The 26,888-nt window shown below is 43.0% G+C and carries 19 protein-coding genes and 7 tRNA genes; 23 read left to right on the forward strand and 3 right to left on the reverse strand.

Translation table 11 applies throughout. The features are described 5' to 3' along the window. Window positions 1–11 precede the first annotated feature (11 nt). Window positions 12–3,239: a carbamoyl-phosphate synthase large subunit gene (gene carB / locus F0227_RS07995; RefSeq protein ID WP_171752674.1), complete on the forward strand. Its 3,228-nt coding sequence runs from the start codon at window positions 12–14 to the stop codon at window positions 3,237–3,239. A gap of 101 nt (window positions 3,240–3,340) precedes the next feature. Here the strand turns inward: carB and modF are convergent, their stop codons facing one another. Then, window positions 3,341–4,795 carry a molybdate ABC transporter ATP-binding protein ModF gene (modF, locus tag F0227_RS08000; protein ID WP_171752675.1) on the reverse strand — a complete coding sequence of 485 codons (1,455 nt, stop codon included), beginning with the start codon at window positions 4,793–4,795 and terminating at the stop codon, window positions 3,341–3,343. A gap of 223 nt (window positions 4,796–5,018) precedes the next feature. Here modF and recA point away from each other — a divergent pair, with 223 nt between their 5' ends. From recA to luxS, 20 genes are all read left to right on the forward strand, one after another. Further along, on the forward strand, window positions 5,019–6,059 hold the full coding sequence (gene recA / locus F0227_RS08005; protein ID WP_171752676.1) for a recombinase RecA: 1,041 nt from the start codon (window positions 5,019–5,021) through the stop codon (window positions 6,057–6,059). Between the two features lie 66 nt (window positions 6,060–6,125). After that, a complete protein-coding gene (gene recX, locus F0227_RS08010) occupies window positions 6,126–6,581 on the forward strand; it encodes a recombination regulator RecX (protein ID WP_171752677.1) in 456 nt (151 codons plus the stop codon). Window positions 6,582–6,721: 140 nt separating this feature from the next. Beyond that, entirely contained in the window at window positions 6,722–9,304 is a 2,583-nt protein-coding gene (alaS, locus tag F0227_RS08015; RefSeq protein ID WP_171752678.1) for an alanine--tRNA ligase, read from the forward strand. A gap of 100 nt (window positions 9,305–9,404) precedes the next feature. Next, a complete protein-coding gene (locus tag F0227_RS08020; RefSeq protein WP_171752679.1) occupies window positions 9,405–10,571 on the forward strand; it encodes an aspartate kinase in 1,167 nt (388 codons plus the stop codon). Window positions 10,572–10,674: 103 nt separating this feature from the next. Further along, entirely contained in the window at window positions 10,675–10,872 is a 198-nt protein-coding gene (gene csrA / locus F0227_RS08025) for a carbon storage regulator CsrA (protein WP_171752680.1), read from the forward strand. A 218-nt stretch (window positions 10,873–11,090) separates the two neighbouring features. Beyond that, a tRNA-Ser gene (locus F0227_RS08030) sits at window positions 11,091–11,183 on the forward strand. Between the two features lie 23 nt (window positions 11,184–11,206). After that, a tRNA-Arg gene (locus F0227_RS08035) sits at window positions 11,207–11,283 on the forward strand. Between the two features lie 13 nt (window positions 11,284–11,296). Beyond that, a tRNA-Ser gene (locus F0227_RS08040) sits at window positions 11,297–11,389 on the forward strand. Between the two features lie 92 nt (window positions 11,390–11,481). Beyond that, window positions 11,482–11,558 (forward strand) — tRNA-Arg (locus F0227_RS08045). Window positions 11,559–11,640: 82 nt separating this feature from the next. Then, window positions 11,641–11,717: transfer RNA gene (locus F0227_RS08050), tRNA-Arg, on the forward strand. An 81-nt stretch (window positions 11,718–11,798) separates the two neighbouring features. Then, window positions 11,799–11,875, forward strand: a tRNA-Arg gene (locus F0227_RS08055). An 81-nt stretch (window positions 11,876–11,956) separates the two neighbouring features. Continuing rightward, window positions 11,957–12,033: transfer RNA gene (locus F0227_RS08060), tRNA-Arg, on the forward strand. Window positions 12,034–12,572: 539 nt separating this feature from the next. After that, on the forward strand, window positions 12,573–12,827 hold the full coding sequence (locus tag F0227_RS08065; protein WP_171752681.1) for an oxaloacetate decarboxylase subunit gamma: 255 nt from the start codon (window positions 12,573–12,575) through the stop codon (window positions 12,825–12,827). A gap of 32 nt (window positions 12,828–12,859) precedes the next feature. Then, the gene (oadA, locus tag F0227_RS08070) at window positions 12,860–14,644 is read left to right on the forward strand and encodes a sodium-extruding oxaloacetate decarboxylase subunit alpha (RefSeq protein ID WP_171752682.1); all 1,785 of its coding nucleotides are present in this window, start codon (window positions 12,860–12,862) and stop codon (window positions 14,642–14,644) included. A 9-nt stretch (window positions 14,645–14,653) separates the two neighbouring features. After that, complete coding sequence (locus tag F0227_RS08075) at window positions 14,654–15,784, forward strand: sodium ion-translocating decarboxylase subunit beta (RefSeq protein WP_171752683.1); 1,131 nt, start codon at window positions 14,654–14,656, stop codon at window positions 15,782–15,784. A gap of 103 nt (window positions 15,785–15,887) precedes the next feature. Next, window positions 15,888–16,841: an NADP-dependent oxidoreductase gene (locus F0227_RS08080; RefSeq protein WP_171752684.1), complete on the forward strand. Its 954-nt coding sequence runs from the start codon at window positions 15,888–15,890 to the stop codon at window positions 16,839–16,841. After that, window positions 16,835–17,275, forward strand: a complete 441-nt coding sequence (locus F0227_RS08085) for a YqaA family protein (RefSeq protein WP_171752685.1) — start codon at window positions 16,835–16,837, stop codon at window positions 17,273–17,275. Before F0227_RS08080 ends, F0227_RS08085 begins: the two co-directional genes overlap by 7 nt. A 10-nt stretch (window positions 17,276–17,285) precedes the next feature. Further along, window positions 17,286–20,138, forward strand: coding sequence for a pitrilysin family protein (locus F0227_RS08090; protein ID WP_171752686.1), 2,853 nt, complete (start codon window positions 17,286–17,288; stop codon window positions 20,136–20,138). Between the two features lie 114 nt (window positions 20,139–20,252). Beyond that, window positions 20,253–21,830, forward strand: a complete 1,578-nt coding sequence (gene gshA / locus F0227_RS08095; protein WP_171752687.1) for a glutamate--cysteine ligase — start codon at window positions 20,253–20,255, stop codon at window positions 21,828–21,830. 43 nt (window positions 21,831–21,873) lie between these two features. Next, the gene (gene luxS, locus F0227_RS08100) at window positions 21,874–22,392 is read left to right on the forward strand and encodes an S-ribosylhomocysteine lyase (RefSeq protein ID WP_171752688.1); all 519 of its coding nucleotides are present in this window, start codon (window positions 21,874–21,876) and stop codon (window positions 22,390–22,392) included. Between the two features lie 221 nt (window positions 22,393–22,613). Here luxS and F0227_RS08105 read toward each other — a convergent pair whose 3' ends face one another. Then, a complete protein-coding gene (locus F0227_RS08105) occupies window positions 22,614–23,879 on the reverse strand; it encodes a CNNM domain-containing protein (protein ID WP_171752689.1) in 1,266 nt (421 codons plus the stop codon). Window positions 23,880–23,976: 97 nt separating this feature from the next. Beyond that, window positions 23,977–24,774 (reverse strand): inner membrane protein YpjD, encoded by a 798-nt coding sequence (locus F0227_RS08110; RefSeq protein WP_171752690.1) that lies wholly within the window; start codon window positions 24,772–24,774, stop codon window positions 23,977–23,979. Window positions 24,775–25,006: 232 nt separating this feature from the next. On the opposite strand from F0227_RS08110, the gene ffh reads away from it, so the two are divergent. Continuing rightward, window positions 25,007–26,392 (forward strand): signal recognition particle protein, encoded by a 1,386-nt coding sequence (ffh, locus tag F0227_RS08115; RefSeq protein ID WP_171752691.1) that lies wholly within the window; start codon window positions 25,007–25,009, stop codon window positions 26,390–26,392. A gap of 224 nt (window positions 26,393–26,616) precedes the next feature. Beyond that, window positions 26,617–26,865 (forward strand): 30S ribosomal protein S16, encoded by a 249-nt coding sequence (gene rpsP, locus F0227_RS08120; RefSeq protein ID WP_171752692.1) that lies wholly within the window; start codon window positions 26,617–26,619, stop codon window positions 26,863–26,865. Window positions 26,866–26,888: the final 23 nt, after the last annotated feature.

Consider the following 26,888-nt stretch of genomic DNA (forward strand, 5'->3'; position numbering starts at 1 on the left):
AGTTGACGAGAATGCCAAAACGTAATGATTTAAAAAGTGTTCTAATCCTAGGGGCTGGCCCAATTGTGATTGGACAGGCTTGTGAGTTTGATTATTCCGGTGCTCAAGCTTGTAAAGCGCTCCGAGAAGAAGGGTATCGAGTTATTTTGGTTAACTCTAACCCTGCCACCATAATGACTGATCCAGAAATGGCGGATGCAACTTATATCGAGCCGATTCATTGGGAAGTGGTGCGTAAAATTATTGAAAAAGAGCGCCCTGATGCCGTGTTACCAACCATGGGGGGGCAGACCGCGCTTAATTGTGCATTGGATTTGGAAAAGTACGGAGTACTGGCTGAGTTTAATGTCGAAATGATTGGTGCCACGGCCGACGCCATTGATAAAGCAGAAGATCGCTCTCGTTTTGATAAAGCGATGAAGTCCATCGGATTAGAGTGTCCAAGAGCTGACACTGCGAAAACCATGGAAGAGGCGTATAAAGTACTCGATATGGTTGGCTTCCCCTGCATTATTCGCCCTTCATTTACGATGGGCGGAACTGGTGGTGGTATCGCATATAACAAAGAAGAGTTTGAAGAAATTTGCCGCCGTGGTCTGGACTTATCTCCTACAAATGAACTGTTAATTGATGAATCGTTAATTGGTTGGAAAGAGTATGAGATGGAAGTGGTTCGAGATAAAAACGACAACTGCATCATTGTCTGCTCTATTGAAAACTTCGATCCGATGGGAATACATACCGGTGACTCGATTACTGTTGCTCCTGCTCAAACACTGACAGATAAAGAATATCAGCTAATGAGAAATGCTTCTCTGGCGGTATTGCGAGAAATTGGTGTAGAAACCGGCGGATCAAACGTGCAGTTTGGTATTAACCCTCAAGATGGTCGTATGGTTATTATTGAGATGAACCCAAGGGTTTCGCGTTCTTCTGCATTGGCATCTAAAGCGACAGGTTTCCCTATTGCTAAGGTCGCCGCTAAGCTCGCCATCGGTTACACACTGGATGAGCTGATGAATGATATTACCGGTGGTGCTACACCAGCTTCGTTCGAGCCGACCATTGATTACGTTGTTACCAAAATCCCACGCTTTAACTTTGAAAAATTCGCTGGGGCTAACGATCGTCTAACCACACAGATGAAGTCAGTTGGTGAAGTAATGGCTATCGGCCGTAATCAACAAGAGTCGTTACAAAAAGCGTTGCGTGGCTTAGAAGTTGGCGTTAATGGTTTTGATGAAATGGTGGACTTGGACGCACCCGATGCGCTAACTCAAATTCGCCATGAGCTAAAAGAAGCGGGTTCTGACCGTATATGGTATATAGCAGATGCTTTCCGTGCGGGACTATCGGTCGACGGTGTTTTCAATCTAACCGCGATAGACCGTTGGTTCTTGGTTCAGATTGAAGACCTTGTGAAGCAGGAAGAAGCCATCAAAAAAGGTGGTTTTGCAGGACTCAACAAAGAGCAGCTCATGCTGGCGAAGCGTAAAGGTTTTGCTGATGCTCGTCTCTCTTCTCTACTTGGTGTTGCTGAGACAGAAATTCGTCGTCTACGTGATCAATATGATATCCATCCTGTTTACAAACGAGTTGACACCTGTGCGGCGGAGTTCTCCTCAGATACCGCTTATATGTATTCGTCATATGACGAAGAGTGTGAAGCTAACCCGACAGATAAAGACAAAATCATGGTGCTGGGCGGCGGACCTAACCGAATAGGTCAAGGTATTGAGTTTGACTATTGCTGTGTGCATGCCTCTTTAGCGCTTCGTGACGATGGTTATGAAACCATTATGGTGAACTGTAACCCAGAAACCGTTTCTACTGACTACGACACGTCTGATCGTCTCTACTTTGAGCCTGTAACTTTAGAAGATGTTCTGGCCATTGTTAGAATTGAAAAGCCAAAAGGCGTGATTGTTCAATATGGTGGGCAGACGCCACTTAAACTGGCTCGTGAACTTGAAGCAGCAGGTGTGCCTATCATTGGTACCAGCCCAGATGCCATTGATAGAGCCGAAGACCGTGAACGTTTTCAGGCTGCTGTTGAGAGACTTTCTCTTAAGCAACCAGACAATGCTACCGTCACTACCATGGAACAAGCGATTGAGAAATCGAAAGACATTGGCTTCCCGTTAGTTGTTCGTCCATCCTATGTTCTAGGCGGAAGAGCGATGGAGATTGTTTATGATGAAACAGATCTGCGCCGTTACTTCAATGAAGCGGTAAGTGTCTCTAATGAGTCGCCAGTGTTGCTGGATAGATTCCTTGACGATGCGGTTGAAGTGGATATTGATGCTATTTGCGATGGTGAACGTGTTGTCATCGGTGGCATTATGGAGCATATCGAGCAAGCGGGTGTGCACTCCGGTGACTCAGCATGTTCATTACCGGCCTATACACTAAGCCAAGAGATACAAGATGTAATGCGAACTCAAGTTGAGAAACTGGCGTTTGAACTTGGGGTTCGTGGCTTAATGAATACTCAATTTGCGGTAAAAGATAATGAGGTTTACTTGATTGAAGTGAACCCAAGGGCTGCTCGTACCGTTCCGTTTGTTTCAAAAGCAACGGGTGCTCCGCTGGCAAAAATTGCTGCGCGGGTAATGGCCGGTCAATCGTTGGATTCGCAAGGGTTTACCAAAGAGATTATACCGCCTTACTATTCGGTTAAAGAGGTTGTGCTTCCGTTTGATAAGTTCCCTGGTGTTGACCCACTACTTGGGCCTGAAATGCGCTCTACTGGTGAGGTGATGGGGGTTGGTGCTTCATTTGCTGAAGCGTTTGCCAAAGCGGAACTGGGTTGTGGTAAAGAGTACCCAGAAGGCGGAAGAGCTCTACTGTCTGTGCGTAATGATGACAAACAACGCGTTGTGGATTTAGCTTCTAAACTGACCAAGCTTGGTTATCAATTAGATGCTACCCATGGGACGGCCGTGATTCTTGGTGAAGCAGGTATTAATCCAAGATTAGTCAATAAAGTGCATGAAGGTCGTCCACATATTTTGGACCGTATTAAAAATAATGAGTATAGCTATATTATTAATACTGCGGCTGGCCGCCAAGCTATTGAGGATTCAAAAGTCCTACGTCGCGGTGCATTACAAGAGAAAGTGAATTATACAACGACTCTTAATGCAGCATTCGCAACTTGTATGTCTCATACGGCAGATGACCGAAATAGTGTTACTTCTGTTCAAGAGTTGCATCAGCAGGTGAAAAATAGCTTGTAACGGATATCGTTAGTTACTTTAGCGAGTTAAAAAGCCACTTCATGATGTGAAGTGGCTTTTCTATTTGGGTTTATAAAGTTATTTTCAGTGGGATGTAACTACTATTGCCGAGAAATCTCAACCCTATATTCATCTTTCTCTTCATGTTTCACAAAGTCGAGGTAGTTAGTAATTGCTTGCAAGCTATCTTCCTGATAATGAGAGACATAAAGTAGCTGGCTAAGGTTTTCTTTAGCAATGATGTCTAACGTGTTCATCACTAAACGTCGACCAAGGTAATCTAGACCTTGATAGGGTTCATCTAGAATCAATAATGCGGGTTGTTTGACGAGAGCTCGAGCAATGAGTAATAGACGCTGTTGTCCATATTCAAGTTGTCTAAATGGCGTTTTCGTCAATGCGTCCATATGGAGGATGGTCAACCACTCTTTAGCGACATTGATCTCTCTCTTACTTGGTTGATTATACAAACCAATAGAGTCGTAAAAGCCGGAAAGTACCACCTCTAAAGCACTGCAATTGACTCGATATTGCAGATGCAGTGCGGAAGAAACCATGCCAATATTCTGTTTAATATCCCAAATGGTCTCGCCGCTGCCGCGCTTATTACCAAAAATATCTATCTGGTTGCTGTAACACTGTGGGTGATCGCCAAAAATAAGTCCCAATAAAGTACTTTTTCCACATCCGTTGGGGCCACGTATTTGCCAATGTTCGCCACTGTTTATACGCCAGTTCAATTGCGAGAAAATGACTTTATCTGTGTAGGCAACCCTGCCGTTGGTTAATTCGAAAAGAGGATCTGGAAAAGTAGAAATATGTTGGTGTTTATGAAGTAAATCAACCATTTGCTCAGACTGTTTTTTCGACTGAGATTTTATCTGCGCAATAACCGGATGACAAAGCCAGCTTTCTCTATCCATCTGCTCGACTAACTTTCCTTGATCAAAAAGTGCGATATTATCAACCCAGTCGGCTATCTCATCTTCTCGTGAAACAATAAGCAATAACTGTATTTGCTGTGACAAAGTGTGCAAAAACTTCTCAAGCTGAGTTCGGTGTTCTACATCCAAGCCAGTGTAAGGCTCATCAAGCACCAGTAGGGAAGGCTGTGAGGCTAATGCTCTCGCTAGCATGACCCGTCGAGTTTCACCGGTAGAGAGAATGCGAAATCCTGAGTCTCTTAATAATTCAAGATCGAGATCGGTGATCAGTTTTTCGGCATAGGATTCGCTGGAACAGACTTGCTTGACAAGTGTTTCCACTGTGGTTCCTGTATCTATCCGATCTAAAAAGTCGCTATCGTCTTGAGACAGCTCGATCTCCAATAGGCGTTGTTGTTCTAGTAAAGAAACTTGTGCGACAGATTCATCGACTCCGGCAAGTTCTCCTTGTTCTGGTGTGCTTTCCCCGCAGAGAAGATCCCCAAGTACTGAACCTATGTCTCCTTCAGTACTGAATACTGCCCAAGATTGATTTGATTGAATTGTCCAATCCGGTATTTCGACTTTATAACGATGAGTGGAAAACTGTATCCGGCTAAAATTAATATCCATATTAATGTGCACTCCTGTATCACTTATGAACAGCATATTCGATTTCGACTGCGATGTTGATCGAATATAAAAAAAATAGTTATACAGGTATAGACACTGTATGAATCAACAGTATATACTCAGGTCACTTTGAGATTGAGAACAGCGAGTTCTGTTCTATGGCTCCAATAGCAGAGCCGCTCAGCAAAAAATAACAAGACAGCGAAATAAGTCGGAGAAAGTAATGGACGAGAATAAGCAAAAGGCATTAGCTGCCGCTCTTGGTCAAATTGAAAAACAGTTCGGTAAAGGGTCAATTATGCGCCTTGGTGACAACCGGACCATGGATGTGGAAACCATTTCAACAGGTTCTCTTTCTCTCGATATTGCTTTAGGTGCTGGTGGTTTACCTATGGGACGTATCGTTGAAGTATACGGCCCTGAAAGTTCAGGTAAAACAACGCTAACTTTAGAACTTATTGCCGCGGCACAACGCGTTGGCAAAACATGTGCTTTCGTTGACGCAGAACACGCATTAGACCCTATTTATGCGAAGAAACTAGGTGTTGATATTGATTCTTTATTAGTGTCTCAGCCGGATACGGGTGAACAAGCTTTAGAGATTTGTGATGCTTTGGCGCGTTCGGGTGCGATTGATGTCTTAGTTGTTGACTCCGTTGCTGCATTAACACCTAAAGCTGAAATTGAAGGTGAAATGGGTGACAGCCATATGGGTCTGCAAGCTCGTATGCTTTCACAAGCTATGCGTAAGTTAACGGGTAACTTAAAGCAGTCTAACTGTATGTGTATCTTCATTAACCAAATTCGTATGAAGATTGGTGTTATGTTTGGTAACCCAGAAACCACAACGGGTGGTAATGCACTTAAATTCTACGCTTCAGTACGTCTTGATATCCGTCGAACTGGTTCTATCAAAGAAGGCGACGAGATTGTTGGTAATGAAACTCGTATTAAAGTGGTTAAAAACAAGATTGCTGCACCGTTTAAACAAGCAGAAACTCAAATTTTGTATGGCAAAGGTTTCAACCGTGAAGGTGAGCTAATAGACCTAGGCGTTAAGCATAAGCTGGTTGAGAAAGCGGGTGCTTGGTATAGCTACAAAGGTGATAAGATCGGTCAAGGTAAAGCTAACGCTGGTAAATATATGCGTGAAAACCCTGAAGCCGCTTTGGAAATCGATACTAAACTACGTGAAATGCTACTGGCTCCGGTTCAATTAGATGACGCGGACAGTAACGAAGAGATGCCACAAGAAGAGTTATAAAATGTGACTAACTGAAAAGCCTCGCCTTAATCGCGAGGCTTTTTCGTTTTATTGACATTACACATTATGAAACCACGTTACCCTATCAAACTATCTGCAAGAGAAAGCGCTATAAACTTGTTAAGTCGTCGAGACCATAGCCGCTACGAGCTAACTCAGAAACTACTTAACAAAGGATACGATCGTGACGATGTTGAACTCGCAGTGACTTATTGTGCTGAGCATGGCTATCTTGATGATCTCCGTTATGCTAAAAGCCAGATCAGACAACATGTGACTAAAGGGCACGGAAAATTAAGGATTTTTCAGGCACTGAAACAGCAGCGAGTCTCAGACATGGAGATTGAATTCGCATTTGATGAAGAAGCAATAGATTGGTTTGAATTAGCAAAGCAGGTAGCCCTTAAGAAATTTAAAGGGGAGCCCGCCGAAGATCAAAAAATGTACGCCAAACAAATTCGCTTTATGCAATACCGGGGCTTCGATTTTGAGCAAATTAGTTACGCACTAGAGAATAAATAACAGCCAGCATACCAACAACACTCTCCCTTTTATTAAGAAAATTAGGCTATTTTCTTCCCTTGATTTACAATACCCGCCAAATAACTATTTATGGGCAATTTTTGCCCGAAATTCATCCCGAAAGTTTCAGGAAGAGTCGCATGTACATGAGCACCGACGAGATACGCCGTGCGTTTCTTGAGTTCTTTGAAAGCAAAGGACATCAAATTGTAGAAAGTTCATCATTAGTTCCAGCCAATGACCCAACATTGCTATTTACTAATGCAGGTATGAACCAGTTTAAAGATTGTTTCTTAGGTTCTGAAAAACGAGCCTATACACGTGCAACCAGCGCCCAGCGTTGTGTACGTGCTGGTGGTAAACATAATGATTTAGAAAACGTGGGTTTTACCGCACGCCACCATACTTTCTTTGAAATGTTGGGTAACTTTAGTTTTGGTGATTACTTTAAACAAGACGCGATTGCCTATGCATGGGAATTTTTAACTGACGTATTACAGTTGCCACAAGAACGTCTGCTAGTCACGGTTTATGAAACTGATGATGAAGCGTTCGAATTGTGGAACAAAAACATCGGTATTCCTGCTGATCGTATCGTTCGTATTGGCGATAAGAAAGGTGGAAAGCCTTATGAGTCAGATAACTTCTGGCAAATGGGTGATACCGGTCCATGTGGACCGTGTACCGAAATATTCTACGATCATGGTGATCATATTTGGGGTGGCCGTCCTGGTACGCCTGAAGAAGATGGTGACCGTTTCATCGAGATTTGGAACAACGTATTTATGCAGTTCAATCGTCAATCTGATGGGACGATGGAACCGCTACCAAAACCCGCTGTTGATACTGGTATGGGCATCGAGCGTATTGCTGCAATTATGCAAGGCGTGCACTCCAACTACGAAATTGATGTTTTTCAAACTCTCATTAAATCTGTAGCTGACGTTACCGGACATCAAGATCTTTCCAATCAATCGTTGCGCGTTGTTGCTGACCATATTCGCTCATGTGCGTTCTTGATTGTCGATGGTGTCATGCCTTCAAACGAAGGCCGTGGTTATGTTCTTCGCCGTATTATCCGTCGTGCTGTACGCCATGGTAATAAGCTGGGTGCACAAGGTGCATTTTTCCATAAACTAGTCGGTGTATTGATCGAGGTGATGGGTAGTGCAGGTGGCGAGCTGAAAAAACAACAGCAGATCGTTGAAAAAGTACTTCGCATTGAAGAAGAGAACTTTGGCCGCACACTAGAGCGCGGTATGGCCATTTTGAACGACGCATTAGATCAGCTAGATGGCAAAGTCCTTGATGGTGAAACAGTATTTAAGCTTTACGATACGTACGGTTTTCCGGCTGATTTGACCAATGATGTCGCTCGTGAGCGAGATCTATCTATTGATGAAGCTGGCTTTGAAAAAGCGATGGAAGCGCAACGTCAACGCGCTCGTGACGCAGGTCAATTTACCACCGATTACAACGATGTAATTAAGGTGGATGGCTCAACAGAATTTAATGGATATCAAGCTACCAAAGGCAACTCATCAGTGATGGGGCTTTATGTTGCTGGAGATGAAGTATCGGCATTGTCTGCGGGTGATAAAGGGATCGTGATTCTAGATGAAACGACCTTTTATGCCGAGTCTGGCGGTCAGTGTGGAGATACTGGCGTAATTAAGAGCGACTCTGGTGTATTCAAAGTCGATGATACTCACAAGTTAGGTCATGCTATCGCGCACCATGGTGAGTTAATTGAAGGTGTATTAGCGGCATCTGATCCTGTTACCACCATCGTGGATGCAGAGCGTCGTGCGGCAACCTCTCTTAATCACTCTGCTACGCACTTGCTGCACGAAGCTTTACGCCGAGTCTTAGGTGAGCATGTTATGCAGAAGGGTTCCTTAGTTAAACCTGATCATCTTCGCTTTGACTTTTCACATTTAGAAGCGGTGAAGCCTGAAGAGTTAAAACAAGTTGAACGTATGGTGAATGCTGAGATTCGTCGTAACCATAGTATCGAAACCAATATTATGGACATCGAATCCGCCAAAGCCAAAGGGGCTATGGCGCTGTTTGGTGAGAAATACGATGATGAAGTTCGCGTACTTTCGATGGGCGCATTTTCTACCGAGTTATGTGGTGGTATTCACGCTAACAACACGGGTGACATAGGTTTATTCAAGATTACTTCAGAAGGTGGTATTGCTGCGGGTATTCGTCGTATTGAAGCGGTTACAGGTGAATCGGCTCTTGATACGCTCGATTCACAGTATCAATCTCATCAAGTTAAAGTAAGCGAAATGCACGCTAAGGCGAAGTTGCTGGAAAAAGAAATTCAACAACTTAAAGACAAGCTAGCGTCACAAGAGAGTGCGAGTTTAGCAAACAACGTTGTGCAAATTAACGGCATTAATGTGTTGGTTAGCAAGCTTGATGGCGCAGACAACAAAGCTTTACGTGGCATGGTTGACGAGCTGAAGAATCAGATTGGCAGTGGCATCATCATGCTAGGCAATGTATCTGGTGATAAAGTTGGCCTTATTGCCGGCGTTACCAAAGATCTTACCAATAAAGTAAAAGCGGGTGAGCTGGTTAATATGGTTGCTCAGCAAGTGGGTGGAAAAGGGGGCGGTCGTCCTGATATGGCTCAAGCTGGGGGCACAGACGCCTCTGCATTGCCTGCAGCACTCAACTCAGTTAATGCATGGCTTGAAGAGCGTTTATAGTAATAATATAAATGAAGCCAACTAATAGTCTGTTAGTTGGTTTTTTTGTTGGGGTTGTCATTAGGGTCGATAGATCCTAGCCTCAGATAAGGGAAGTCCGGTGAAAAAACCGTTACTCGTACTCAAATTTGGCGGTACATCAGTCGGCTCTATTGAACGCATACGAGCGGTTGCAGAGCGGATCATTGCTAGCAAGAACAGTGGCTACCAACTGGTGGTTGTGGTGTCTGCTATGTCTGGTGAAACAAACCGATTGATGGGGCTGGCACAAGAGATTGACTCTGTGCCGACAGCAAGAGAGTTGGACGTACTTCTAACTGCGGGTGAGCAGGTGAGTATGTCCCTTCTTGCCATGGAGTTGAATCGTCGTGGTTACCTAGCTACTTCTTTAACGGGGGGGCAGGCGCAGATTGTTACTGATAATGTGCATAACGATGCGACCATTCAAGAGATTAAAACAGACAATATTCGCCATTGGTTAGAAGACGATTACATCGTCATCGTAGCGGGTTTCCAAGGGGTTAACCGTAATGGCGATATCACAACTTTGGGACGTGGAGGTTCAGATACCAGTGCGGTAGCGTTAGCGGGTGCACTGAATGCCACCGAGTGCCAAATATTTACCGACGTGGATGGCATTTATAGCTGTGATCCGCGTGTAGTGAAAAACGCAGTACAATTGCAAACTATCGATTTTCCAAATATGGAAGAGATGGCAAGAAAAGGGGCGAAAGTTCTTCACTTGCCATGTGTTCAAGATGCATGGAGAAACCAAATACCATTAAGAGTTCGTTCTTCTTTCTCAGAAAACAGCGGTACGCTGGTGAAAGGGGAAACGTGCCAACACGGTATTTGTGGCATTGCTATCCAACGAGACCTTATTTTTGTTCAAGTAGACAAAGAGGATTTAGATGGGTTAATCAAGCAGTGTCAGATATTAGCTATAGCAGTGTGGACTGTGATCGAGGAAACAGAACGAACAGGTGTTGTCATCAATCATAGTGCTTATGCTAAGTTAGGACTGGTTTTTACGCATAAAATCCGTAATAGTGAGCAAGTGAGTTCGCTAACCAGTGTGGGTAGCAAAGCGAAAAGGATTGTAGAGCACTCATGTGAATGTCTTGCTAGTTGTAATATTGATGTTTTTGCATCATCGACTGGAGAGCAATATTCATTGTTGCTGCTTAACCCTGCTAATGTAGAGGAAGCAGCAAATATTATTCATAATAAATACATTGTTTCTAAGGAAGCGCTTGAACAGCAATAAAAATATGCGGTTTCTTAACTTGGTTAAGTTTACCTTGTTTATGATGTTGTTGGATAATAGCCTTATAAAGAGATAGTTCAGAGAATACTCAAGGAGCATAAGAATGCTAATTTTGACTCGCCGTGTAGGCGAAACCCTTATGATAGGTGATGAAGTTACTGTAACGGTATTAGGTGTTAAAGGTAACCAAGTAAGAATTGGTGTTAATGCACCAAAAGAAGTGTCTGTACATCGTGAAGAAATATATATGAGAATTCAAGCGGAAAAAGGTACAGGTAACTCTTCTTCAGGTAATTACTAAGCAATACATTAGGCTAACAATCGTTGGCCTTTTTTTATCCTAAAATGCTAAATAACTTTCTATTCATTTCTGGATATTTTTGTGCATATTATCGATAAAAAAGTATGAAAATAGAACTTGTTGGTTGAATACTGTTCTATCACACATATTTTGTAAGTTTTACCCCAGAAAGTGTTTGACATATTTTTGGTAAATCGTAATATGTGCCTCCGCAAGACGGTGAGGTGGCCGAGAGGCTGAAGGCGCTCCCCTGCTAAGGGAGTATACGGTTTGTAGCCGTATCGAGGGTTCGAATCCCTCCCTCACCGCCATTCTTGCGATTAGTTAGAAATACGCGCTCGTAGCTCAGCTGGATAGAGTACCTGGCTACGAACCAGGCGGTCGAAGGTTCGAATCCTTCCGAGCGCGCCATTTCTAAAAATGTGGTGAGGTGGCCGAGAGGCTGAAGGCGCTCCCCTGCTAAGGGAGTATACGGTTTGTAGCCGTATCGAGGGTTCGAATCCCTCCCTCACCGCCATTTACTAGCGACTTGTCTCTAGTAATAAATGGTCACTAACGACCATTTTTTTCGTTTCTCAGAAATGAAGTGTGATGTATTTCACGAATTGCGCGCTCGTAGCTCAGCTGGATAGAGTACCTGGCTACGAACCAGGCGGTCGAAGGTTCGAATCCTTCCGAGCGCGCCATCATTTAAACGATAATTATCTTGCGTAATTGTCGTAACAAAACAGTATTGAGTTTCATGAATACTGTAACAAAGAATATTGCGCGCTCGTAGCTCAGCTGGATAGAGTACCTGGCTACGAACCAGGCGGTCGAAGGTTCGAATCCTTCCGAGCGCGCCATTATTTAAACGGTAATTATCAGTGTAATTGTCGTAACAAAACAGTATTGGAAAGTTTAAATACTGTAGTACCAAACATTGCGCGCTCGTAGCTCAGCTGGATAGAGTACCTGGCTACGAACCAGGCGGTCGAAGGTTCGAATCCTTCCGAGCGCGCCATTATTTAAGCGGTAATTATCAGTATAATTGTCGTAACAAAACGGTATTGGTTAGTTGTAATACTGTAGCACCAAACATTGCGCGCTCGTAGCTCAGCTGGATAGAGTACCTGGCTACGAACCAGGCGGTCGAAGGTTCGAATCCTTCCGAGCGCGCCATCTTTAAAAAAACCTCGCTTTGCGAGGTTTTTTTGTTTCTGCTTGAATGCATCGGTTAAGTTGATTTTATTGCTTCAATCTGAGGTTAAATAGCGAGAAATTGTTGCTTAACGTTAGATGTCTTAATTATTTTCTATTGTTCACTAAGGCCAATTTAAATAATTAATGTGACGGGAGTGGAAACTTACGACTCATTTATTAACCTTTATTTAACAAGTGGTAAATATACTGTTTACATCATTTTCTTTTTTGATTCTAAATCCTCTTTTTTTTACCCATATCTCAGTAATTTTATCTAGATTAGCTTAAGTTGTTCTGTACGGAAAAAATTAAAAATCGAAACTTTATCTAGTGGTCTACTGCTTGATTGTTTATATAAATCAGGTGGTTATGACTTGTGGTTCAAATGGCGTGAATTTATCTTGCGCAAACAGAATTGACAATTATATTCCAATCGAGATAATCCTTAGCTACGCCGTGTTTCGCTAAATGGATCTCGAAACGGGCATCTTGTCTTAGTGACAAAGAAAGGAATCATAATGACAGATATTGGAAGTTTATTAGAACAAGCCGCCACACTGATGTTCACAGGTATGGCTGTGGTTTTTGTTTTTCTTACCATTCTTATTTATATAGTGAGGTTAATGTCGACTCTGGTCCCAGAGGAAGCGCCATTAGCTGCTGCTATACCCAAGCAAATTTCAAACACTCAAACATCATCTGCTGTTAGTCCGCAAGTTGTTGCAGCTATCTCTGCTGCGGTACATCAGTACCGAAATTCAGCTTCAAAATAGTAGTTAAAGTTTAATAAAAGGAGTTATAGAGCATGTCTAAACCACTTGCTATTACTGATGTAGTGCTACGCGATGCCCACCAATCTCTATTTGCTACGCGTATGCGTATCGAAGATATGTTGCCGATTGCAGCTGAACTGGACAAGGTTGGCTACTGGTCATTAGAAACATGGGGAGGCGCGACGTTTGACTCTTGTATCCGATTCTTGGGAGAAGATCCTTGGGAGCGTTTACGTGAGCTGAAAAAAGCCATGCCCAACACACCAATGCAGATGTTACTAAGAGGGCAGAACCTTTTAGGCTATCGTCACTATGCTGATGATGTGGTAGAGAAATTTGTAGAGCGTGCACACGTTAACGGTATGGATGTATTCCGTATTTTTGATGCAATGAATGATGTACGCAACTTCCAAAAAGCAGTGAAAGCAACCGTTGATGTGGGTGCTCATGCCCAAGGTACTCTGTCATATACTACTAGCCCTGTACACAATTCCGATACTTGGGTTGATCTGGCTAAGCGACTAGAAGATCTTGGTTGTCACTCTCTCTGTATCAAAGATATGTCCGGTCTGCTTAAACCTTATGAAGCTGAAGAGTTGGTCACGCGAATTAAAGAGTCTTGTGATGTGCCTTTGGCTCTACACTGTCATGCTACAACGGGCCTTTCTACTGCAACTGCAATTAAAGCGGTTGAGTCTGGTTTAGATATTCTTGATACCGCAATTTCTTCCATGAGCCAAACATACGGACATACACCAACAGAGACGGTTGTTGCTATGTTGGAAGGTACAGAACGCGATACCGGCTTAAAACTTAATCAAATTGAACCTATTGCAGCGTATTTCCGCGAGGTGCGTAAAAAATACGCTAAATGGGAAGGACAACTTAAAGGCGTTGATTCACGAATTTTAATCGCACAAGTTCCTGGTGGCATGTTAACCAATATGGAAGGTCAGCTTAAAGAGCAAGGCGCAGCTGATAGACTTGATGAAGTATTGGAAGAGATCCCACGCGTACGTAAAGAGTTAGGTTATATTCCTCTGGTTACACCAACGTCGCAAATTGTTGGTACACAGGCAGTGATTAATGTTCTGACGGGTGAACGTTATAAGAGTATTACCAAAGAAACAGCAGGCATTCTGAAAGGTGAGTACGGTTCTGCTCCTGCCGATGTAGATAAAGATCTACAAGCGAAAGTGCTTGATGGTGGAGAAGCGATTACGTGCCGTCCAGCTGATCTATTAAAAGATGAGTTAGACGAGCTAACCGCAGAACTGCTTGAGAAAGCGAAAGCGGAAGATATTTCGTTGGCGAAAGATACAGTTGACGATGTATTAACCTACGCACTATTCCCTCAAGTAGGACTTAAGTTCTTGAAAAACCGTGCTAACCCTGATGCGTTTGAACCTGCACCAGGTACCGAGCCAGAAGTTAAAGCGCCAGTTGCTGCAGCACCAGCTGCGGGTGGCATTGAAACCTACAGTGTGAAAGTTGATGGTCAAGTTTACGACGTAGAGGTTGGTCCGCAAGGTCAACTAGCTTCTGTTACGCCAAGTGACGCTCAAGGGAAAGCCGCACCAGCGCCTGTTGCGAGTGCTGGGGCAGCTGAAGATGTACCAGCACCATTAGCTGGAACTATTTTTAAGGTCGATGTTCAAGTGGGCTCTCAAGTTGCAGAAGGAGACGTTCTACTTATTCTTGAAGCAATGAAGATGGAAACGGAAGTTCGAGCAGCGAAAGGTGGCACGGTTGCCGCTATCCATGTAAAAGAGGGAGACGCTGTAACAGTAGGTGCGCCCCTTCTAAGTCTTACATAAGGGAGAATCATGGAAGGTTTATTGATTCTATGGCAAGAAACGGGCATCGCGAACTTTGAGTTTGGTCAGATATGTATGATCACAGTAGGGTGTGTACTACTGTTTCTTGCAATTAGAAAAGGCTTTGAGCCGCTGTTATTGTTGCCTATAGGTTTTGGTGCGATTTTGGCCAACATCCCTAATGCAGGCTTCACTGACGAAGGCGGGCTACTTTACTATGTCTATTACGTTGGTATAGAAACCGGTGTCTTCCCACTGCTCATATTTATGGGTGTGGGGGCCATGACAGACTTTGGTGCATTGATCGCTAACCCTAAAACCTTATGGTTGGGCGCCGCTGCTCAGTTTGGTATTTTCGCCACTCTATTTGGGGCGATATTACTGAACTATGTCCCTGGTATGGAGTTCTCATTAGCAGATGCCTCTTCAATCGCAATCATTGGTGGAGCTGATGGCCCTACTGCGATATTTTTATCCAGTCGTCTATCTCCTGATCTGCTTGGTGCTATTGCTGTTGCTGCGTATAGCTATATGGCCTTAGTACCGATTATTCAGCCACCAATTATGAAAGCGTTAACGTCACCTGAAGAGCGCCAGATTAAAATGGCCCAACTTAGGCATGTGAGTAAAACAGAAAAAATACTCTTCCCATTAGCGGTATTGGTAATGACCATTCTGTTCTTGCCACCGGCAACGCCTCTGGTTGGTATGTTCTGTCTTGGTAACTTAATGCGTGAGGCTGGTGTTGTTGATCGCTTATCTAAGACGGCGCAAAACGAGCTGATTAATATCGTTACCATTTTCCTTGGCTTGGGTGTCGGTTCTAAATTGCAGGCTGACAAATTCCTAAATGTTGAAACGTTAGGTATTTTGGCTCTTGGAGCTGTGGCATTCAGTATTGGTACCGCAGCGGGTGTTCTTATGGCTAAGCTTCTGAACAAGTACTCGAAGGAAGATATTAACCCATTAATTGGTGCCGCGGGTGTTTCGGCTGTACCAATGGCGGCACGAGTAGTGAACAAAGTTGGGTTACAAGCTAATCCACAAAACTTCTTACTGATGCATGCTATGGGACCTAACGTTGCAGGTGTACTTGGCTCTGCAGTTGCGGCTGGTATCTTGTTAGCATTAGCAGGTTAAAGCGCATAGTGAGGCCTGGTTAATTTGAGAATTAGACAAAATAGTTTATAGTCAAAGGGATGCTGCGGCATCCCTTTTTTTTGCCAGCTATAGGGATATTTGTATGACAGAAAATTATAGGGTGGTTATCCCTACGTTTGGAGACGCAGAAGTACTAACCATAGAATCGACCTCGATACCTGAGCCTAAAGAAGGACAGGTCGTAGTTAAAGTCTATTTTGCTGGAGTAAACCCAATCGACGTAAAAACGCGAGCGGGCTTAGGTTGGGCGGCAGAGAGCAACAAAGACAATTTGCCATGGACCCCAGGTTATGACATCTCTGGAAAAATAGTCTCTGTTGGATCCGGTGTTGAAGAGCTCTCCGTGGGAGATGCTGTTGCGGGTTTAATTGGCTTCCCTCTTGACGCTGGAGGCTACAGTCAGTATTTGTCGGTAGATGCATCGGTGCTAAGTCAAGTTCCGGACGCTGTAATGTTAGAAGCCGCCGCCGCTCTGCCTGTCGCGGGTCAAACAGCTGCTCAAGCGATAAATATTGCCGGAGTGCAGGCGGGTGAACGAGTATTGGTTCTGGCGGGTGCAGGTGGTGTGGGCCACATCGCTGTGCAACTGGCGGTTGCCGCTCAAGCTGAGGTCTATACAACGTGTAGTGAAGCCAACTTGGATTATCTCGCCACACTTGGTGCTCACGCCGTTAATTATCAATTCTCTCCTGTTTCGGAGCGGTTGAGTGATGTTGATGTTCTGATTGACCTTGTTGGCGGTGACGCGGCTTTGGACGCTCTGAAGTGCCTTAAAGATGCCGCAAGAGTGGTCACAGTACCGACATTAACCAAAGATGTTATATGCGAAAAAGCGACCACGCTAGGCTTCCAGGCGACAGGTATGTTGGTTGAGCCCGATAGAGAGCAGATGGACGCTTTACTCTATATGGTCAGTGTTGGGTTGCTAAAAATCGATTTTCATCCAGCGGTCTCTTACAAAGAGGTAGTGGTTGCTCATAAACAGCTAGAAACAGGCCATACACGAGGGAAAGTGGTGTTGGATATGCGGTGCTAGAAGCACTCTACACTTTCTTTGCAGAATCGGCGCTTTGGGTCCTATTTATTACTGGGTTTTTGAGCGCCACATTACTTCCGGGGGGCTCCGAAGCCTCTTTAATTGCTGCATTAAGTACCGAACAATACCCCAGTGTGACCATAATTGTGGTTGCTACTATTGGTAATACACTGGGAGGCTTAACCAACTACTGGTTAGGATTGTTTATTCCCAATCGAACTAGAGAAGAAAAACATGGTCATACTGCTATAGCGTGGATCAGCCGGTATGGGTATGGCGCTTTGATATTTAGTTGGTTACCTATCATAGGTGATCCATTATGTTTAGCTGCTGGTTGGTTGAGAATGAAATTTTTGCCTTCCCTTATCCTTATTGCTGTTGGAAAAATGCTGAGATATTGCGTTCTAACAGCTCTGTATTTTGGTTTTTTTTAAGGAAATATCAATGAGAAAATTATGCCTTGGCGTGTTAACTCTCGTGGCTTTGTATGGCTGTTCTCAAACAGCGCCAAGTGGTGGTGATGTTCAACTCCCTGAGGGGGTAACCTTCATTGAACAGATGGAAGCCAAACAAGGCCAAATCTCGATCCCATACTCCAAGTATCAATTGGACAATGGATTAACTTTAATTCTATCGCCAGATAAATCCGATCCTCTTGTGCATGTTGATGTTACTTATCATGTCGGTTCAGCTCGTGAAGAGATAGGCCGTTCAGGCTTTGCGCATTTCTTTGAACATATGATGTTTCAAGGCTCCGAGAATGTTGGCGATCAAGAGCATTTCAGAATCATAACGGAAGCAGGTGGTACCTTAAATGGTACAACGAACAGAGACCGGACTAATTACTTTGAAACCTTGCCTTCTAATCAGTTAGAAAAAGCCTTGTGGTTAGAATCTGATCGTATGGGCTTTTTGATTGATGCGGTATCACAACGGAAATTTGAAATTCAGAGAGATACGGTCAAAAACGAACGCGCACAAAACTACGATAATCGTCCTTATGGGTTAATGTGGGAACGTATGGGAGAAGCTCTGTACCCTGAAGGTCATCCATACTCTTGGCAAACCATAGGTTATGTAGAAGATCTGGATCGAGTGGATGTTAATGACTTGAAAGCCTTCTTCTTACGTTGGTATGGGCCGAATAATGCCACGTTAACAATTGGTGGCGATATCGATATCCAGCAAACTTTGGATTGGGTAAATAAATACTTTGGCTCTATCCCTAGCGGACCGGAAGTAGAAAACGCCAAGAAAATGCCAGCAACATTAGCGGAAAGCAAGTTCATCACTTTAGAGGACCGGATCAAGCAGCCTATGGTGATGATTGCTTGGCCGACGACCTACCGAGGTGAAGAAAATCAAGAAACGTTAGACACGCTTGCGTCTATTCTGGGTGATGGAAAAAACAGTATTCTTTATCAAAAATTGGTGAAGAGCGAAATAGCCATTGATGCAGGGGCATTTCAAGATTGTGCTGAGTTAGCGTGTAATTTTTATGTCTATGCCATGGGTAATTCTGGAGAAAAAGGCGATTTAACTATTATTAATGAAGAGCTAATGAAAGCTCTCGATGAGTTTAAGCGTCAAGGCGTCTCTCAAGCGCAATTGGATCAAATAATCGGCCGTGCTGAAGCAAACGCCGTATTCTCTTTAGAGAGTGTACGTGGCAAGGTTTCTAAGCTAGCGTCCAACCAAACGTACTACAATCAACCGGATCGTATTCAATATCAACTTGATCGACTTAAAGCCGTAACACCTTCGGCCATCATGAAGGCTTATGATGATTTTATCGACCAAAAAAATAACGTAACACTGAGTGTGGTGCCTAAAGGTCAATTGGAATTGGCGGTACAGGAAGCTACATTTGTTACTCCGAAGAGGGCATTGCCCGACTATCAACCGATTGATCAAGCAGAGTTAAGGTATGTTAAAGCGGAAGACAATTTTGATCGCTCGGTTATGCCAGCAGTTACGGGTGCCGCATTAGGCAAAATGCCATCGCTATACCGATTACATCTTGATAATGGGATAGAAGTGCTAGGGACAGTGACTTCAGAGACGCCTACCGTTCTCATTGATATTCAATTACCAGCGGGAAGCCGTTATGTCTCCCCGGGAAAAGAAGGGTTAGCCAATTTAACGGCAGAACTTATTCAGGAAGGTACAACTGAGCGTAGTGTCGAACAGATTCAAGCTGAGCTTGATACGTTAGGCAGCAGCATTAGTTTTGCGGCAGGGAACTACACAACCACCATTACCATCTCAGCCTTAGAAGCTAAGTTACAGCCAACATTAAAGATTGTTGAAGAGATGCTATTTTCTCCTGCTTTTAAACAAGATGATTTCCAGCGCTTGAAAAAACAAGCATTAGAAGGCTTAGTGTATGAACATCAAAAGCCTTCATGGTTAGCCTCTCAAGCAACAAGGCAGGTGTTATTTGCGAACACGGTTTATGGGTACTCCAATGATGGCACGATTGATTCGATCTCATCATTAACCTTGCAAGATGTTAAAGATTTTTACGCCAGCAACTATACGCCGTTGGGAGCTCAAGTGGTGGTGGTTGGTGATATTTCTAAGCCATCACTGGCTAGAAAACTGACATTTCTTAACGACTGGCAAGGTGAAGATGCTCCGTTGTTAAGTCCTCAAGCGGTATCGCCATTAGAGAAACAGAATATCTATTTGGTGGACAAGCCGAATGCGCCACAAAGTATTATTCGAGTGGTTCGGCAAGGCTTGCCATACGATATGCTTGGTGAGCAATACCTAAGCCAGCTGGCAAACTTTAATTTAGCAGGCAACTTCAATAGCCGAATAAATCAGAATTTACGAGAAGACAAAGGCTACACCTATGGTGCAAATGGCTATCATGTGGGGAATAAAGAAGTTGGTTTGATAGTATTTTCTGCTCAGGTTCGTCGTGATGTAACCGTTGAATCTATTAAAGAGTTTTTAAAAGAGATGCGTCACTATAGCCAAGATGGCACCACTGACGACGAGATGCAGTTTATGCGTCTCGCTATTGGTCAGCAAGATGCATTGAAGTATGAAACTCCGGGTAAGAAAGCACAGCTGTTATCAAATATCCTGAATTACTCATTGGATGATGATTATATTGAACAACGAAACGAGGTTTTGGATAACATTCAGAAAACACAAATCAATGAGGTAGCCAGTCGTTGGTTTGACCCGAGCGAGTATCAAATCATTGTTGTTGGTGATGCGAAATCTCTTAAGGAGAAACTGGAAACATTGAATATCCCAATAATAGAACTTGAAATATCCAAGTAGCAGACACATATAAAAGGAGAGGTTCTGCCTCTCCTTTTTTGCTTTCTTATGGGTAGAAAATTCTCATAAAAGGCGTAATCTAACTAAAATTACAATGTATAAGTGGCCTTCGTTTTGACAAATTTCACATCGAGACTCAAGAAAGTAGCGAACAATCCAAATAACTTCACTCAATTTGGTCGAGGTGTAGAACGTGAAACTTTACGTTATACCTTAGATGGCAAACTTGCTTCAACACCACATCCAGAGGGGCTTGGCTCTGCACTAACCAATAAATGGATTACAACGGATTTCTCAGAATTTTTGCTTGAGTTTATTACTCCGGTTTCAAATGATGTGGATAAATTATTGGGTCAGTTGTCGGATATTCACCACTTTACTCAAACTCAATTAGGTGATGAGAAATTTTGGCCTCTTTCTATGCCTTGTTATGTTGAGAACGAGGATGATATTGAGTTTGCTCAATATGGCAGCTCCAATGTGGGGAAAATGAAAACACTCTATCGTAAAGGTTTAAAAAACCGTTATGGTAGTTTGATGCAGGTTATTTCTGGCGTGCATTTCAATTTCTCTTTTCCTGAGTCTTTGTGGGATTCTCTTTATGGAGAACAGCAGCAAAAAGAGAGAGAACAAACTAAGTCCGATGCCTATTTTAGTTTGATTCGAAATTACTATCACTTTGGCTGGTTAATTCCTTATTTGTTTGGTGCGTCACCAGCAATATGTTCATCATTTTTGCAAGGGCGAAAAACCGACTTACCTTTTGAAAATATCGGCCATACTCAGTACTTACCTTATGCGACATCGTTACGTTTAAGTGATCTGGGGTATACAAATAGCGCACAAAGCGAACTGAAAATCGGCTATAACAATCTTAATGAGTATCTTGAAGGGTTAGATGCCGCCATACACACTCCTTCTGAAGAGTTTGCCAAAATTGGCATTAAAGTGGATGGCGAGTACCAGCAGCTAAACAGTAATGTACTGCAGATAGAAAATGAACTGTATGCTCCCATACGTGCTAAACGCGTCAGCCAATCTGGAGAGAAGCCTTCTGAGGCCTTAAAACGAGCGGGTGTTGAGTACATAGAAGTTCGTTCTCTGGATGTTAACCCATTTAGCCCTATAGGCATTACCAAAGAGCAAATTCGGTTTTTAGATCTATTCTTAACATGGTGCTTGATTAAAGATGCCGATACGGTAGACAACAAGCAGCTATGTTGCTGGAAAGACAATTGGAATACCGTTATTTTAGAGGGCAGAAAACCCGGCCTTATGCTGAAAGAGCTCAATAATGGTTGTGATGGTAAAATGTTGTCATTACATGACTATACCAAGCAGATATTTAGTGATTTACAACTGATAGCAAAAGAGATGGATACTGCTATTGGGGGCAATAACTATCAGCAAACCTGTACAGAGTTGATGTCTTGGATAGATAATCCAGAACTCACTATCTCAGGACGCTTGTTAGAGAAGACAAAACAGTTTGGCGGAATTGACAAGGTAGGCTGTGCATTTGGTGCTGAGTATAGAGAAGAGCACTTGGCGCACGATTACACTGTTTATAGCCGACAAGCGATGGAGAGTGAAGCGGAGTCATCAATTGCGGCTCAAAAAGAGATTGAGCAAAACGACACACTAAGTTTTGATGAGTACCTTGCAGACTACTTTTCATATATAAAAAATTAATCGCCTGAAAGAGAAGCTTTCAGGCAATAATGGAGACAAATTAATGCCACTTTTAGACAGTTTTACCGTTGACCACACACGAATGAGTGCACCTGCTGTACGCGTAGCAAAAACTATGCAGACGCCAAAAGGCGATACAATTACCGTTTTTGATTTAAGATTCTGCGTGCCAAATGAAGATATTCTTTCTGAGCGAGGAATTCATACATTAGAGCATCTATATGCTGGCTTTATGCGTTCGCACTTAAATGGTAGTGATGTGGAAATTATTGATATTTCGCCAATGGGATGCCGTACAGGCTTTTATATGAGCTTGATTGGGACACCTGCAGAAGACGTTGTTGCTAATGCATGGTTGGCGGCAATGAAGGATGTGTTGAAAGTAGAAAGTCAAAACAACATTCCTGAGTTAAATGAGTACCAGTGTGGCACTTACACGATGCACTCGTTAGAAGACGCTAAAGCGATCTCTCAAGCCATCATTGATGCTGGTATCATGGTTAACAAAAATGATGAGTTGGCGTTACCAGAATCTATGCTACAAGAGTTGAAAGTAAACTAGTTAACCTCAACCCGGGATAAGAAAGTTAAAAAAATTATATTTAATAATAAGTTAAGTTTTAATTAGATGCACTGCACTGCACTGCACTGCTGAGCGACTTAAATTATTCCGACCTGAAGTTAGTTATTACTGTTGCTTGTTTATATGAAAAAAGAGTCAGCTTATCAAATAAGCTGACTCTTTTTTGTCTCTCGCGTATCCATTAATGGAAGCTAAAGTTTCTACTCTTGGATAGGAAAAACCTTCACTAAACTGATTTTGTTTTCTGTAAAGTCAACAATTTCCATCTGATGCTGTTCAATCTCAATACTTAGTTTGCTTTCGGGAATATCTTCTAAGTACTCCAAGATCAGACCATTAAGCGTTCTTGGGCCATCGGTGGGTAAATCCCATTGTAAGCCCTTATTGATATCTCTTATGTTTGCACTGCCTTCAATAAGGAAGCTACCATCACTTTGAGGCGTAATCTCTTCAGATAAACTCGGTGTAATAGACGTGGTGAACTCACCAACAATTTCTTCAAGAATATCCTCTAAGGTGATAAGGCCGATTATGTCTCCGTACTCATCAACAATCAGTCCAATTCGTTCTTTATTGCGCTGAAATTTTAATAATTGCACGTTCAGCGGTGTCGCTTCAGGAATAAAGTAAACCTCATCGGCGGCACGCAGTAGCGTCTCTTTAGTGAACTCATTTTTCTCTAGCATTAATCGATAAGACTCTCGCAGCCTTAACATCCCGACGACTTCATCTATCTGGTCACGATAGAGTACGATTTTGCCGTGAGGAGAGTGCGTGAGTTGGCGAACTATTGATTTCCAATCATCATTAATATCGATTCCCGTTATCTCATTTCTAGGCACCATAATGTCGTTAACGGTGACATTCTCAAGGTCTAGAATTGAGATCAGCATATCTTGGTGTCGCCTAGGAATTAACCCTCCGGCTTCGTTTACCACCGTGCGCAGTTCATCTGAACTTAATGGGTCCTCAGTTCCATGTGTTGCTTTAATACCGATAAGCCTTAACACCGTATTGGTAATGAGGTTCACTAGCAACACCAACGGTGCTAACAGTTTCATCAAAACATTAAGAACGATACTGCTGATAAAAGAGACACGCTCAGGATATAAAGCCGCCAATGTTTTTGGGGTGACTTCTGCAAAGACAAGTACAACCAATGTGAGCAAGCCTGTCGCGATTGCAACCCCTAAATCTCCATAGAGACGCATACCTAAGATTGTCGCGATAGCGGATGCAAGAATATTGACTAGGTTGTTGCCAATTAGAATCAAACCGATTAATCGGTCTGGGCGACTTAAAAGTTTTTCAACCCTTTTGGCGCCTTTATGCCCTTGGCTGGAAAGGTGTTTTAAGCGATAGCGATTCAGTGACATCATTCCTGTCTCTGAACCGGAGAAATACCCTGAGATGACAATTAAACAGGCAAGAAGGGTAAACAAAACCCCCGTTGATATGTCGTCCAATGTTTAGCAATCCTTTTTTATAGTTGCTCAATTAATGACCTAAAATGTTTGAGCTGTCAAATATGTTTTGTATAGCCAATGCGTATATTTCGCTGAGTTAGGATAAAATTATCTCTCTAACAAATCGGCTTCCAAAATAGGCTAAGGTCAAGAGTGAAGCTCCCGCTACTGCGTACCAAGTCACTTTGCGTCCACGCCATCCTTTTCGATAGTGACCCCAAAGTAATGTGGAATAAACAAACCAAGCAACCAATGACAGTATCGATTTATGAGCGGTGCCTCTTGCGAACATATCTTCAAGAAAAATAGAACCCGTAATCAGTGTTAGCGTCAGTAAACCCGTGCCGATAAGGATAATCTTAAATAGTTGGCGTTCTACCATCATTAAAGGCGGTAAATTGGGGTTGATCACCATCGCTTTCTTGGTTTTGAGTTTGTAATCCAACCAAGCTAACTGAAGTGCGTATAAAGCACCTATGGTCAACGTTGAATAGGAGAAAAGAGCCAATGTTATATGTGTTAATAAACCAGGTCGGGTTTCTAAATGAGTGACGAAAGCACCGGGAAGAAATGTTGATGCTAATAAATTGATAGCTGCAAAGCTGTACACCACCGGCAACAAAAACCAAAGGCGAGTCTTCAGCATGGCAATCGTCATGACCAAGGAGATAATAAAGCTGATAACGGAGGCCACATTCAATATGCTTAGATTCTGCCCAGTTGTATCTGCATGAATCAGATCATGAAGCAGCACAGCATGACAAACCAGAGCAAGAATCGCACTGGTGAATACTGTTTTTGTCTTTATACCTGTTTGCTGTACCAAGCCGGGTACAACCATAGCAATAGCTAGAGAATATAAAATTGCGGCAACAATCGCGATTAAACTGTCCATGCTTATTAGAATTTATCTCTGATTGATGAATATACACACTGATAACTTTGCATTATAACTTGGTTAGGGCGGATGAGCTATCCATCCTTTTACAATTTTAACCTTAAACCGAAGTAAAAAACCGGATAAAGATCGTTATCAACGGCTTTTATTAAGGCTCTGTTTTGGAAGATCAACTGGCCTAATGTATACTGCCACTAATTAATCGCCCCTACCAAGCGAAGAGAAAAGCATGTTTGAGAATTTAACGGATAGATTATCCAGTACATTAAAGAATATTAGTGGCAAAGGCCGACTAACAGAAGACAACATCAAAGATACCTTGCGTGAAGTTCGCATGGCGTTACTGGAAGCGGATGTTGCGCTTCCTGTGGTTCGTGATTTTGTTAAGCGTGTTAAAGAGAGCGCTGTTGGTGTTGAAGTTTCCAAATCTCTTACTCCAGGTCAAGAGTTTGTAAAAATAGTTCAAAAAGAACTAGAAGCGGTGATGGGGGAGTCCAATGAGGCGCTCAACCTAGCAAGTCAGCCTCCTGCTGTTATCTTAATGGCGGGTTTACAAGGTGCAGGTAAAACCACCAGTGTGGGTAAACTATCCAAGCATCTTAAAGAAGTTGATAAGAAAAAAGTGCTGGTGGTGTCTGCCGATGTTTATCGCCCTGCTGCGATTAAACAGCTTGAAACATTAGCTGAAGATGTTGGTGTAGACTTTTTCGCCTCCTCGGTTGAACAGAAGCCAATTGATATTGCTAACGCAGCTATCGATCATGCCAAAAGAAAATTCTATGACGTATTAATTGTCGATACCGCTGGTCGTCTGGCGATTGATGAAGCGATGATGAGTGAGATTCAAGACCTTCACTCTGCCATCACTCCTGTCGAAACACTGTTTGTTGTTGACGCAATGACAGGTCAAGATGCTGCTAATACCGCTAAAGCTTTTGGCGATGCTTTACCTTTGACTGGTGTCATCCTAACGAAAGTGGATGGTGATGCTCGCGGCGGTGCTGCTCTTTCTGTACGTCACATCACAGGAAAGCCTATCAAGTTCTTAGGTGTTGGTGAGAAAACAGATGCGCTAGAACCTTTCCACCCTGATCGCGTCGCTTCTCGTATCTTAGGTATGGGAGACGTGCTCTCTTTAATCGAAGATTTAGAACGTAATGTTGATAAAGACAAAGCGGCTAAGTTAGCGAAAAAATTTAAAGAGAAAAAAGGTTTTGACCTTGAAGACTTCCGTGAGCAGTTGGGTCAGATGCAGAACATGGGCGGTATGATGGGAATGATGGATAAGTTGCCGGGTATGAGCAATTTACCAGCCCACGTTAAAGATAAAGTTGATGACTCTATGTTTAAACAACAAGAAGCCATTATCTCATCTATGACGATGAAAGAGCGTCGACGCCCTGATTTGATTAAAGGGTCACGTAAAAAACGTATCGCTGCCGGTTCCGGTACCCAAGTACAAGATGTTAACCGTCTACTAAAACAGTTTACCCAGATGCAGAAAATGATGAAGAAAATGCAAAAAGGTGGCATGAAAGGAATGATGCGTAACATGCAAGGAATGATGGGCGGCATGGGTGGTATGGGCGGAATGGGTGGACCATTCGGCCGTTAAGATCAGCCAAGTTGTAGAGAAAAAAGACCATTTAAGTTGAGGTTTCCTTTTGTTAATAAAGAAAACCTCAATTTTTTTATCAAGGGAAGTTAGCTGAGCTGAAGATAATTCCCTTGCAAAACCCTTGAATAAGAGTAAAATTCCGGGGCTTTAAATTGGCACGAGGCCCCAAGAAATATTTTCTCTGGGGTTTATTTTATTATTGAGAAAGCAAAGAGGACGATATGGTAACCATTCGTTTGGCACGTCACGGCGCTAAAAAGCGTCCATTTTATCAAATCGTAGTAGCAGATAGCCGCTATGCAGCTACTGGTCGCTACATTGAGAAAGTAGGTTTCTTTAACCCTACTGCTCGTGGTCAAGAAGAAGGTCTTCGTTTAGACCTAGACCGCGTTAACCATTGGGTTGGCGAAGGTGCTTCACTATCTGACCGTGTTGCAAAACTAGTAAAAGATGCTCAAAAAGCAGCTTAATTAGTTAGTAACAAGAAGATTAA

Origin of the sequence: Vibrio sp. 99-8-1 (assembly GCF_013114595.1) — a bacterium.
Classification (GTDB): Bacteria; Pseudomonadota; Gammaproteobacteria; order Enterobacterales; family Vibrionaceae; genus Vibrio.